General features: G+C 43.9%; 11 protein-coding genes. 9 read left to right on the top strand and 2 right to left on the bottom strand.

Features of this window, described 5'->3' with window-relative positions; genetic code table 11:
• Positions 1-672, bottom strand: a 672-nt coding sequence (pheA, locus tag BUC45_RS10840) for a prephenate dehydratase (protein ID WP_296972306.1), incomplete at its 3' end; no start/stop codon positions are given.
• Positions 673-792: 120 nt separating this feature from the next.
• Positions 793-1,017, bottom strand: a complete 225-nt coding sequence (locus BUC45_RS10835) for a hypothetical protein (protein ID WP_276791686.1) — start codon at positions 1,015-1,017, stop codon at positions 793-795.
• Positions 1,018-1,158: 141 nt separating this feature from the next.
• Between BUC45_RS10835 and BUC45_RS10830 the strand changes: the two genes are divergently transcribed.
• From BUC45_RS10830 to argS, 9 genes are all read left to right on the top strand, one after another.
• Positions 1,159-2,079, top strand: a complete 921-nt coding sequence (locus BUC45_RS10830; RefSeq protein ID WP_296972302.1) for an aspartate carbamoyltransferase catalytic subunit — start codon at positions 1,159-1,161, stop codon at positions 2,077-2,079.
• Positions 2,079-3,374 carry a dihydroorotase gene (locus tag BUC45_RS10825; RefSeq protein WP_296972300.1) on the top strand — a complete coding sequence of 432 codons (1,296 nt, stop codon included), beginning with the start codon at positions 2,079-2,081 and terminating at the stop codon, positions 3,372-3,374. The genes BUC45_RS10830 and BUC45_RS10825 overlap by 1 nt, the downstream gene beginning before the upstream one ends.
• A gap of 97 nt (positions 3,375-3,471) precedes the next feature.
• A complete protein-coding gene (gene carB / locus BUC45_RS10820) occupies positions 3,472-6,663 on the top strand; it encodes a carbamoyl-phosphate synthase large subunit (RefSeq protein WP_296972298.1) in 3,192 nt (1,063 codons plus the stop codon).
• 50 nt (positions 6,664-6,713) lie between these two features.
• A complete protein-coding gene (locus tag BUC45_RS10815) occupies positions 6,714-7,517 on the top strand; it encodes a dihydroorotate dehydrogenase electron transfer subunit (RefSeq protein ID WP_296972296.1) in 804 nt (267 codons plus the stop codon).
• A gap of 12 nt (positions 7,518-7,529) precedes the next feature.
• Positions 7,530-8,447, top strand: coding sequence for a dihydroorotate dehydrogenase (locus BUC45_RS10810; RefSeq protein WP_296972295.1), 918 nt, complete (start codon positions 7,530-7,532; stop codon positions 8,445-8,447).
• Between the two features lie 37 nt (positions 8,448-8,484).
• Entirely contained in the window at positions 8,485-9,180 is a 696-nt protein-coding gene (pyrF, locus tag BUC45_RS10805; RefSeq protein ID WP_296972293.1) for an orotidine-5'-phosphate decarboxylase, read from the top strand.
• A 38-nt stretch (positions 9,181-9,218) separates the two neighbouring features.
• The gene (gene pyrE / locus BUC45_RS10800; protein ID WP_296972291.1) at positions 9,219-9,791 is read left to right on the top strand and encodes an orotate phosphoribosyltransferase; all 573 of its coding nucleotides are present in this window, start codon (positions 9,219-9,221) and stop codon (positions 9,789-9,791) included.
• A 54-nt stretch (positions 9,792-9,845) separates the two neighbouring features.
• Positions 9,846-10,196, top strand: a complete 351-nt coding sequence (locus BUC45_RS10795) for a hypothetical protein (protein WP_013779480.1) — start codon at positions 9,846-9,848, stop codon at positions 10,194-10,196.
• A gap of 89 nt (positions 10,197-10,285) precedes the next feature.
• A complete protein-coding gene (gene argS / locus BUC45_RS10790) occupies positions 10,286-11,995 on the top strand; it encodes an arginine--tRNA ligase (protein ID WP_296972289.1) in 1,710 nt (569 codons plus the stop codon).
• Positions 11,996-12,062 lie beyond the last annotated feature (67 nt).

Genomic DNA, 12,062 nt, shown 5'->3' with positions numbered 1-12,062 from the left:
CTGCTGTTGTGCAAATACCTTTAAACACTTAAAAAGGCTTCCGGGGCGATTTGCCGTTGAAAAAACAAGAGTGGTCTTGTCATGACCTGTAGACGGTTTGTCTTCTGTTGAAAGTAAATAAAAACGCGTCATATTATTTTGACTATCCTGTATGCTTTCAGCTACCGCTGTTAGATTGTATAATTTAGAAAGGGATTGATTGCCTATTGCAGCAATGCCATAGGAGGGGCTTTTAGCAACTGTATTTGCACCTTCGGCGGTGCTCGATACCTCTTTTAATACAGCATGGGGCAAGTTCTTCATTAAAAATTTGCGGCACTGGAAAAGAGCCTGAGGATGTGAATATACCTCCCTTATTTCGTCAAGGGGTATGCTTTTTTTGGCAAACAGATGCTGAACGATTGGTAAAACTATCTCTCCGGCAATCATAACCTCCGCTTCGTGAATAAGACAATCTATGGTCATATTGACGGAACCTTCAAGAGAGTTTTCAATGGGCACGATAGCCATATCTATTTGCTTTCCGACGGCATTTATAACATCGATGATTGTAGGAAATGCTATTTTTTCATATGAATCAGGACCTAATCCGCTTTTATTTATCCAATTATCGAGAGCTTCCTCCGAAAAAGTTCCATGTGGTCCCAAGAATCCTATTTTAATTTTAATCATCTCCATTTCCTGCTCTTAAAAGCGTTATGTAATATGGAAAGTTAACACACTGAAAGGCCCGTTTACATTTTTATTAAACTAAACTAATTTAAAGCATTATATTTCACTTTTTTTGAAAAGTCAATAAATATTTTTTATTTGACAACAGGACCATCGTGTGGTATATTTAAAAAAATAAATAAACGAAGCCAAATGCAACACCTTTAAATCTGGTCCAGCGAGGCCGGCAAGGTTAGACGCATTTTTATAAGTTGGGATAAGAATGCCTTTTTCCGCCTCTGTGGGAAAAGGCATTTTTTGAAAGTGCTGTACATCCCCGCTTAAGAATGTGCCTAAAAATTCCATTGCTTATTAAAAACCCTGCCCCTTGCGGACAGGGTTTTTTGTAATAATAATCTGCTCTCAAGCTGCAGAAAATAGTATAAGTCATATTTATGGACCGTTTAACTTAATTTTTGACGGGGATTATCAGGAAGGAGGCGTTTTATGCTCAGTGAAAAACATCTTTTAGGACTGGAGCATATTAAAAAATCCGATATTGAACTAATCTTAGACACAGCCGATTCGTTTAAAGAAATCCTGGACAGGGATGTAAAAAAAGTTCCCACACTCCGTGGAAAATCAATAGTAAACCTTTTCTATGAGCCAAGCACTCGAACCCGCACATCCTTTGAATTGGCAGGCAAGTATCTAAGCGCTGATACCATTAATTTTACATCATCCGCAAGCAGTGTGCAAAAGGGTGAAACCCTAAAAGACACCGCTAAAACTTTGGAAATGATGGGCATCGACGCAGTAGTTATTAGACACAGCTCATCGGGAGCGGCAAATTATCTGTGTAACCATGTTAAAGCTTCGGTAATAAATGCCGGTGACGGCACCCACGAACATCCTACACAGGCGCTGCTTGATATGCTGACCGTAAGGGAAAGAAAAGGCACATTATCAGGGCTTAAAGTAGCTATTTTTGGAGATATTCTCCACAGCCGAGTAGCACGCTCCAATATTTTCGGATTTACAAAAATGGGCTCAGATGTATATGTGGCAGGCCCTTCAACATTGATGCCTGTTGACATAGAAAAGACCGGAGCAAAACTTGCAGCAACCGTAGAGGAAGCTGTAGAAAATGCCGATGTTGTAATAGCACTGCGAATACAATTGGAACGGCAGAAAAAAGGCCTGTTTCCGACGGTGAGAGAATACTGCAAATTCTTTGGCCTGAATAAAGACAAGCTGGACCTGGCCAAGAAAGATGCCATTTTACTGCATCCGGGCCCTGTAAATCGAGGAATCGAGCTTACATCAGAGATAATTGACGGCTGCCAGTCGGTCATAAACGAGCAGGTGAAAAGCGGTGTTGCCGTTCGCATGGCTGTTTTATACCACCTGATAGGAGGAAGCCGATAATGAAAAAACTTTTAAAAGGAGCAAGAGTTATAGATCCCAGCCAAAACACAGATACTACAGGTGATGTACTCATAGTTGACGGTCACATTGCGGCTGTCAAAGACGAGATTGAAATAAGTGATGCAAAAGTAATTGACCTTTCAGGGATGATAGTCACCCCCGGCCTCATCGACATGCATGCACATTTCAGGGACCCCGGCTATGAATACAAGGAAGATATCGAATCGGGCAGCATGAGTGCCGCAGCCGGCGGCTTTACGGCAGTTGCATGTATGCCAAACACCAATCCCCCCATTGACAATGCGGCTTTGGTACAATATGTAAAATCCAAGGCATCGAAAGCAGGCAAGATAAAACTGCTTCCCATCGGATGTGTATCAAAGGGTCAAGAGGGTAAGGAAATTGCCGAAATGGGAGATATGGCTCAGGCCGGTGCCGTAGCATTTTCTGATGACGGAAAGCCTATAGCTGACAGTGCCCTTATGCGAAAAGCAATGGTTTATGCTTCTATGTTTGATAAGGTGATTATTGACCACTGTGAAGACCCTTTCCTGTTTGAAGGCGGTCAAATAAATGAAGGCTATATTTCAACATTACTGGGCCTTGCGGGAATTCCTGCAGCTGCCGAAGAAATCATGGTAGCCCGTAATATACTGATTGCAAGGGAAATGGGGACTCGTGTTCACATAGCACATGTAAGCACCGAAGGCTCATTAAGACTGATACGACAGGCCAAAAGTGAAGGAGTAAAAGTAAGTTGTGAAGTGACACCACATCATCTTACACTTACCGAAAAAGCTGTGATGGGCTACGATACAAACGCAAAAGTCAATCCTCCGCTGAGGACCCAAAGTGATATAGATGCCTTACTTGAAGGCTTAAAGGACGGCACTATCGATGCCATAGCTACCGACCATGCCCCACACCACATAGACGAAAAAGACCTGGAGTTTGACAAGGCGGCCTTTGGCATGGTGGGACTTGAAACGGCTCTCGGCGTGATATTGACACATGTAGTTAAAGAAGGTGTTTTGAGTTTAAATGCTGCTATAGAGAAAATGACCTTGGGCCCGGCGAAAGTTTTAGGCCTTGATATGGGAACATTAAAGATTGGAGCACCTGCAGATATAACCGTTATAGATCCGAATCGGGTATGGACCGTTGATAAAAATAAATTTTTCTCCAAAGGCAGAAACACTCCTTTTGACGGTTGGAGGCTAACAGGCAAGGCAGTTTTAACAATGGTCGATGGGAGAATAGTTTATTCTGATGATGCTATGCATAATTATTCATAAAAAGGCTTGACCTTCCGAATAATTCAGTGTTAAAATACAATATAATGAATAAATATACTACAAATGAAGTTCGGCTTTTTTGAAAGGAGATTTTCTCATGCCTAGAAATAAAAGCATAAAAAAAGTAATGGTTATCGGTTCAGGCCCCATCATAATTGGTCAAGCTGCGGAATTTGATTATGCAGGGACTCAGGCCTGCCTATCCCTTAGGGAGGAAGGCTTGGAGGTTGTACTGATTAACAGCAATCCTGCTACTATTATGACGGATTCCCATATAGCCGACAAGGTTTATATAGAACCGCTGACACCGGAATTTGCCGCTAAAGTAATACGCCGTGAAAAGCCGGATGGGCTTCTTGCGACATTGGGCGGTCAAGTTGGACTTAATTTGGCGGTGGAACTTGCGGAAAAGGGGATTCTCGATCGGGAGGGTGTAAAGCTGTTGGGAACCCCCCTCACCTCTATTAAAAAGGCTGAAGATCGGGAGCTGTTTAAAAAGCTCATGGAAGACATCGGCGAGCCGGTGCCGGACAGCCGTATAGTACACAGTCTTGAAGAAGCCAGAAATTTTGCCAAAGAAGCGGGTCTGCCGCTAATAGTGCGGCCTGCCTATACATTAGGAGGAACCGGAGGAGGTGTAGCTAACACTGAGGAAGAACTGATGGAAATAACCTACAATGGACTTCGCCTCAGTCGCATTCATCAGGTTCTTTTGGAAAAAAGTCTGCTGGGCATGAAAGAGATTGAGTTTGAGGTTATCCGGGATGGAAAAGACCAGTGCATATGTATTTGCGATATGGAAAACATTGACCCCGTAGGAATTCATACAGGAGACAGCGTGGTGGTTGCGCCCTCACAAACCCTTACCGATGCAGAGTATAACAAACTCAAGGCTGCCTCTTTCAAGATAATTCGAGCATTGGGCATCGAAGGAGGGTGCAATGTTCAGTATGCTTTGGATTCTACAACCGGAAACTACTATGTAATAGAAGTAAATCCTCGGGTTAGCCGTTCCAGTGCGTTGGCCTCCAAGGCATCAGGATATCCCATAGCAAAGATAACTGCCAAGATTGCAGCAGGACTTTGTCTGGATGAAATAAAAAATCCTGTCAACGGTGGCGGCAGTGCCTGCTACGAACCCGCCCTAGACTATGTAGTTGTAAAGATGCCCCGCTGGCCTTTTGATAAATTTAACTATGCTGACCGCTTCCTCGGCACTCAGATGAAGGCTACCGGAGAAGTCATGTCAATAGACACAAATCTAGAAGGCGCTCTGATGAAAGCAGCCAGGTCTTTGGAGCAGGGTCTTATCGGCCTGTCGCTGAAAAACCTTAAACAGGCAGATATAGAAACAATAGAGAGGAAAATTGCAAAAGCTACCGATGAGCGATTGTTTGCAGTGGCGGAAGGCTTTCGCCGAGGAATGAGCATAAATGCCATACAAGATTTAAGTAAAATAGATAAGTTTTTCCTTGAAAAGATTAAAAATATAGTTCAAATGGAAAACAAGTTAAAAGAAGAGGAGCTTTCGCCGCAGCTTTTAAGCAAGGCAAAAGCCATGCAGTTTCCGGATAAACTTATTGCAGATTTAACAGGTAAAGATGAAAGCCAGATAAAGGCTCAGCGGAAAGCGAATAATATCCTGCCTGCCTATAAAGCGGTAAACACCCATCCTTCGAAAACCAGTGCGGCTTTACCGTATTTCTATTCATCATTTGAAGACAATGACAAAGCATATACCGATGTAGAGCCTTCAGTAATCATCCTAGGTTCTGGTCCCATCCGCATCGGTCAAGGTATAGAGTTCGACTACTGCTCTGTGCATGCGGTTTGGGCTGCAAAAGAGGCAGGCTACAGGACCGTAATCATAAATAACAATCCCGAAACAGTCAGTACGGATTTTAACACAGCAGACTGCCTGTATTTTGAGCCGCTTTACATTGAAGATGTACTGTCGATAATTGATCGTGAAAAACCCCTTGGAGTTATCGTGCAGTTTGGCGGTCAGACTGCAATTAACCTGGCAGCTACACTGGAAAGCTACGGTGTAAGGATTTTAGGAACCGATGTAAAGTCCATAGATTTGGCCGAAGACCGAGAGAAATTTGACGATTTACTGAGTGAATTAGGCATCCCCAGGCCGAAGGCCACTGCCGCAAGGAGCGTTGAAGAAGCTCTGGCTAAAGCCGGAGAAATAGGTTTTCCCATGCTGGTAAGGCCATCTTACGTCCTTGGCGGCAGAGCCATGGAAATAGTATATAATATGAAAGAACTTAAAAATTACATGGAAAATGCCGTAGAAGCCTCCAGCGAAAAGCCGGTGCTCATAGACCGATATATCGGAGGTACCGAGGTAGAAGTCGATGCGGTTTGCGACGGCAAGGAAGTACTGATACCCGGAATAATGGAACATATCGAGCGGGCAGGCATCCACTCAGGCGACAGTATTGCCGTATATCCACATCAGACGTTAAGCCCCACTGCCGTAGAAAAAATTGTAGACTATACTACCCGGATTGCCCTTAGGCTTTCGGTAAAAGGCTTAATAAATATTCAATTCGTAGTTGAAAATGACAATGTATATATAATAGAGGTAAACCCCCGCTCAAGCCGGACAGTTCCGTATATGAGCAAAATTACCCGGATTCCCATGGTGAACATCGCTACCAAGATAGCATTGGGGGAAAACCTTGCCAATCTGGGATATAAAGGCGGATTGCTTCCGCCCAGGCCTGATTTTGTGGCTGTAAAAGCACCGGTATTTTCCTTCTCGAAGCTGCGAATGGTAGAACCTTCTCTGGGCCCCGAAATGAAATCAACTGGCGAAGTCCTAGGCATGGAAAAAACCTTTGAAAAGGCATTATATAAGGCATTTACCGCTTCAGGAATCATCGTTCCCACAGACGGAGCAATCCTTGCTACTATTGCTGACAGAGATAAGAAAGAGGCCGTAAAACTTCTGAAAAAGTTCTGGGAACTAGGCTTTAAGATATATGCTACGAATGGCACTGCCGAAGCCTTAAAAGCCCAGGGAGTTTCGGTTGAAGTAGTAAACAAGGTTGAAGAAGGTTCTCCCAATATCATCGACCTTATAAAGGAAAACAAAATAGATATGATAATAAACACCCTTACACGGGGCAAAGCACCCCAGAGAGATGGCTTCAAAATACGTAGGGTGGCAGCCGAAGACGGCATCCCCTGCATCACCTCACTGGACACGGCGCGCGCCCTCTATAAGGTAATCGAAGCTACCTCCGTTTCCTGCCGACCGCTGGCGGCAGGTGCCTAAGCTCAGACATTCTCATTAAAAAGTATTTAAACATAGAAAGGGGCATTTTTTTGAATAATACTGTTGCTGCCTTGGCAGATATTGTACAAAATAAGGAAATAGCTCCAAATATCTATCATATGAAGATAAAAGCTTTAGATATAGCCAAGAAGGCTGTGCCCGGACAATTCCTGCACATCCGCTGCGGGAAAACCCTTTCGCCTCTTCTGCGAAGGCCCATAAGTATTGCTGATACAGATGAGAAAACAGGCTGTGTCGAAATAATATATAGGGTGGTGGGAGAGGGGACCCGACTCCTCTCCCAAACTCTTACCGGTCACAAGCTGGATGTAATCGGACCTTTGGGAAACGGATTCCCCCTGCCGGAAAAAGATGCACACTGCATTATAGTTGCCGGCGGGATTGGAACGGCACCAATCATATATCTTGCTAAAAAAATCGCTTCAGAGCCGAAAAATAAAAACAGCGTTACCACAGTATTGGGCTTTACTACAAAAAGCGAAGTATTCGGTGAAGGATACCTTAAATTTCCGGGAGTAGAAACAATAATTGCAACAGATGATGGAAGCTATGGATACAAAGGATTTCCAACGGATATATTGGAAAGACTCCTTCAGGAGCATATGGGTAAAACCGATCCCATAATCTACTCCTGTGGACCTAAGCCCATGCTCATAAAGGTAAAGGAGATTGCGGCAAGTAAAAACATCAGAGCATATCTTTCCTTGGAAGAGCATATGGCTTGTGGCGTAGGGGCATGTTTAGGATGTTCGGTAAAATCTTCCAGAAAAGGATATAAAAAAGTTTGCAAGGACGGGCCGGTATTTGAAGCCGGAGAAGTAGAGCTGTGTTAAAGGAGAATAAAAATGAAACATGATGTGGACCTTAGTGTCAATATAGCAGGCATAAACATGAAAAACCCCGTCATGGTAGCTTCGGGGACTTTTGGTTTCGGCAGAGAATACAGCGATTTTTACGATATAAATAAACTGGGGGCCTTAGTGACAAAGGGCCTTACATTTATGCCGAAAAACGGCAATCCTCCCCCTAGGGTTCATGAAACACCTGCAGGCATGCTGAACTCCGTGGGTCTTGAAAATCCCGGTGTCCAAGGATTTATTGAGGAGGAGTGGCCGCATCTTTCGGAACTTGCCATACCCGTAATAGCCAACATCGACGGCGATACTGTGGAAGACTACCATAAAACAGCAAAAAAGCTGTCGTCACTTGAAGGCCTGGCAGCACTGGAGGTAAATATATCCTGCCCCAATGTGGAAAAAGGAGGTCTTGCCTTTGGGCAAGAACCGGAAAGTGCCTTTGAAGTCATAAAAGCAGTACGTGAAGCCACAAGACTTCCCATCATAGCCAAACTTTCGCCAAATGTCACCCATATCCAGAAAATTGCCGAAGCCGCAGTGTCTGCCGGAGCCGATGCTATTTCCCTCATAAATACCCTCCTGGGCATGGCAATTGATATCGATACACAGCAGCCCATATTTAGCCGCAAATTTGCAGGCCTGTCCGGGCCTGCGGTAAAACCGGTTGCACTGCGCATGGTCTGGGAAGTCTGTGAAGCGGTGGATGTACCTGTCATAGGCATGGGCGGCATAACCACATGGCAGGATGCGGTAGAATTTATACTGGCAGGAGCTTCGGCCGTAGCCATAGGTACCGCCAACTTTGTAAACCCTACGGCTCCCCTTGAAATCATAGAAGGCATAAAGGCATATCTTGACATGAAAGGCAGGAACCTTCAAGACTTAATAGGTGCTGCAAGAGGATAAGCCATATAATATTTAAAATTTCGAAAGGAGACAGCGTATGTCATATGATTACAGTAAGGTCATCATAGCACTGGACACCCCCGATGAACAAAAAGCCTTGGAAATTGTTAGACTTTTAAAAGACAAGGTATCTGTTTTTAAGGTAGGACTGGAACTTTTCTGTTCACAGGGACCTGAAATTGTTAAAAAAATTAATAATGAAGGGTGTAAAGTTTTCCTGGATTTGAAACTGCACGATATCCCGAATACCGTAGCCGGTGCTGCAAAAGCATGTTTGAGCACCGGTGCGTTTATGCTTGATGTGCATGCCTCCGGCGGGCGCCAGATGATGAGAAAGGCTCGTGAGGTAGTGGACAATGCAGATGTTTCCCAAAAGCCGATTTTACTTGCCATTACTGTCCTTACAAGTCTTGATGAGAACGATTTGGCAGCTGTAAATATAAATAAATCACCGACAGAACAGGTAAAAACGCTGGCACTTATGGCAAAGGAATCAGGCCTTGACGGGGTAGTAGCCTCCCCTAAAGAAATATCCGTCATACGAGAGGCAGCAGGAGATGATTTCCTAATAGTAACACCGGGAGTAAGACCTGCATGGGCTGCGACGGGAGATCAAAAGCGTGTCATGACTCCTGCTCAGGCCCTTGACGAAGGCGCGGACTACATAGTAGTAGGTCGCCCGGTCACCGCTGCACCGGACCCTGCCAAAGCCCTTAGTAAGCTATTTCAATAGTATATAAGATGATAATTGCCTTGAAGGGAGAAATTTTTATGACAGATGAAGATATTTTAAAGCTATTTTATGAAACAGGGGTGCTCAAGACCGGACATTTTCTTTTGACCTCCGGCCGCCACAGCGACAAATACATGCAGTGCGCCCAGCTCCTACAGTATCCTAAATCAACGGAACAAGTCTGCGTCAAGTTGGCTGAAAACGTGAAGGATTTGGGCATTCAAACGGTAATTGGCCCGGCTATGGGCGGCATAATAATTTCCTATGAAATGGGAAGACAGCTTAATGCCCGTGCTATTTTTACCGAAAGGGAAGAAGGCAAAATGGCGCTTCGCCGCGGTTTTACCGTAAAGCCCGGTGAAAGAATACTTGTAGTTGAGGATGTAGTTACTACCGGCGGTTCAGTAAAAGAGGTCATATCACTTATAAAAGAGCTGGGCGGCGAAGTAGCTGCCGTAGCAGCACTGGTTGACAGAAGCGGCGGTAAGGTGGACTTTGGTGTGCCTGCGCATTATCTCTTAAAGCTGCAGGTAGAGTCCTATGATCCTGAAGAATGTCCGCTGTGCAAAAAAAACTTACCTATAATAAAACCCGGCAGTCGAAAAAAATAATAAGTGCACTAATCCCCCCCTCGCGCATAATATAAACAAGAGAGGGGGATTTTTATGGATTTGGGATGGCTTAAAATGATAATAAATGTGATAACAAATGAAGCGGTAATGGAGCCTTTAATCGCACTCATACTAGGCTATGGCGTAAACATATATGCAAAAAACCGCCGCTTTAAAATCATCATGGACATAACTGCGGATATAGTGGATTATATTGAAGAAAATTATAAAGACTGGGGCATAACAGGCAACGAAAAGATGGATAAATTTTTAGAGCTGTTTATAAAGGAGTTCAAAAAGCAGGTTGGCCGCAAACCAAAGGATGTAGAAATTGAAACAGCTCGCATCCGAGCCGAAGCTTTAGTCCAGAGAGCCCGTAGGGACGGTGGCGGCAAAAAACGATAATTGTTGCAATTAAAATTTTTGAGTGGTAGAATTTACTTACGTAAAACGACAGCAACGTTACGTGAAACATTTTTTAGTAGGAGGATCTTATGAAGGACTTAAAGACACAAGTTCAGCAGAAATTAATGGACATTGTAATATCTGCCTTAAATAAAGCCATTGACGATGGGGCTTTGCCGATTAAGGACATACCTGATTTTCATATTGAAGTTCCTCAGGACGAGGGGCATGGAGATTTTGCCACAAACATTGCCATGATTTTGGCAAGGGAAGCTAAAATGCCCCCAAGAAAAATCGGAGAGGTTATTGCAGAAAGAATTGATACTACACATAGCAACTTAATTGAAAAAATAGAGGTTGCAGGCCCGGGATTTGTCAATTTTTACCTAGTGCCTGCTTGGGCTAATGCAGTGATTTCGGATGTACTAAAATATGGCAGCGATTTCGGGCGCTGCAACATAGGTGAAGGTAAAAAAGTTCAGGTGGAATTTGTAAGCGCAAACCCCACCGGTCCTATGCACATGGGCAATGCCAGGGGCGCGGCATTAGGTGATGCTTTGGCATCAATCTTAGAAATGGTAGGATTTGATGTAACAAAGGAGTTCTATATAAATGATGCCGGCAATCAGATTGAAAACTTCGGCCTTTCATTGGAAGCCCGTTATCTCGAGCTGATGGGCAAACATGGCGAAATCCCCGAAGGCGGCTATCACGGTGAAGACATAATAGAACATATGAAAGACTTGATTGAGCAGGAAGGCGACAGGTTTTTATATATGGACTCTCCCGCCCGCAGAGCCTACTTTATTAAATATGCACTCAAGAAAAATATAGAGCGTATGAAAAAGGATTTGGAAAACTTTGGAGTTCATTTTGATGTATGGTTTTCAGAACAGAGCCTGCACGACAGCGGAAAGGTAAATGAGGTTATAAAGATTTTGACAGACAGGGGCTACACCTATAAAAAGGATGGTGCCCTTTGGTTTAAAGCTTCACAGTTCGGAGAAGCAAAGGATGAGGTATTGATAAGGGCAAACGGCTTACCTACATATTTTGCATCTGACATAGCTTATCATAAGAATAAATTTGACAGAGGATTTGACTGGGTAATAAATATTTGGGGAGCAGACCATCATGGCCATATAGCCAGAATGAAGGGAGCGCTTGAAGCCTTGGGCTATGACCCGGACAAGCTTACGGTCATCATAATGCAACTGGTCAGGCTTTACCGCAATGGCGAGATAGCTCGTATGTCCAAACGCACCGGTCGGGCCGTTACCTTAGCCGACATTGTAGAAGAAGTGGGAAAAGATGCCGCAAGGTTTTTCTTTAACCTTAGAAGTGCCGATACCCACTTGGACTTCGATCTAGATCTGGCTATAAAACAATCTGACGACAATCCTGTATACTATGTTCAATACGCCCATGCCCGCATATCCAGCATACTCAGGCAGGCAAAAGAACAGGGAGTAGATATACCCAATGTAAATAATCTTACACAAAATGATGTGAATAAATATGCAGACTTATTAATTGAGGAGTCCGAAATAGAGCTCATTAAAAAACTTGCCGACTTTCCCGGTGAAATAAAGCTTGCTGCCGATAATCTTGCTCCGTACCGTATTACCGTATACTCTCAAGAACTGGCATCGGCATTTCATTCCTTTTATAATAAATGCCGAGTGCTGACAGATGCTCAAGATTTGACAACCGCCAGACTTTTGCTGGTAATGGCTGTCCAGCAGGTAATTAAAAACGCACTGGCGATTTTGGGAATCAGTGCACCGGATCGCATGTAGGGTTCATCCAAGAATTGGAACTGGCAGAAATGGATAAAATAACGGTGCAAAGAAGGAATTTCAATTT

The organism is Tepidanaerobacter sp. EBM-38, assembly GCA_001896545.1.
GTDB lineage: Bacteria > Bacillota > Thermosediminibacteria > Thermosediminibacterales > Tepidanaerobacteraceae > Tepidanaerobacter.
The sequence above is the reverse complement of the archived record's forward strand: the minus strand, read 5'-3'. Positions and strand labels throughout refer to the sequence as shown.